We start from the raw sequence: 427 nt of genomic DNA, 5'->3' as shown, positions 1-427 counted from the left end.
CGCGGTTGGAGGTGATGGGGTTGGCTTCACAACCGAATCCTACGCCGTATCAGCGCTTTACACCACGCTCGCCAGCCCTCAGGCGCACTCTTACGAATAAGACGGGCTAGAGATCGATGCTAACGGCGATGTTGCGGCCCTGTAGTTGGGAAATCTTCATTCCGTCAGCCTGCACTTGCGCGAACTCCGGGTCGTTTGCCACGGCTTCCTGCACTTTGCCGTAAACTTCCCAATTGGAATAGCGCGTCGCAACCAGCAACTCTCCTGCCCACTGGCCAGTGTGGAAGCGGGAGAGCCGAAGAAATTCGGCGCCGTGTTTAGAGCTGGCCCCGGTTGTTTGGACAGCGCCCCGCTGGATTTAAGTGGATTCCTGCCGGGTTATGCTGAACGCGGGGCTTTACGGTTTTGTCGTTGCGTCGGGAGGGCG

Annotated in this window: 1 protein-coding gene; it reads right to left on the bottom strand. The window is 58.5% G+C overall.

The genetic code is table 11. The features are described 5' to 3' along the window. Nucleotides 1–106: 106 nt before the first annotated feature. Nucleotides 107–259 (bottom strand): hypothetical protein, encoded by a 153-nt coding sequence (locus QJT78_RS52175; protein WP_281460952.1) that lies wholly within the window; start codon nucleotides 257–259, stop codon nucleotides 107–109. Nucleotides 260–427: the final 168 nt, after the last annotated feature.

This window comes from Bradyrhizobium sp. Mp27 (assembly GCF_029953005.1).
Classification (GTDB): Bacteria; Pseudomonadota; Alphaproteobacteria; order Rhizobiales; family Xanthobacteraceae; genus Bradyrhizobium; species Bradyrhizobium barranii.
Note: the sequence above shows the minus strand (reverse complement) of the source record. Positions and strands in the feature narration are given on the sequence as shown.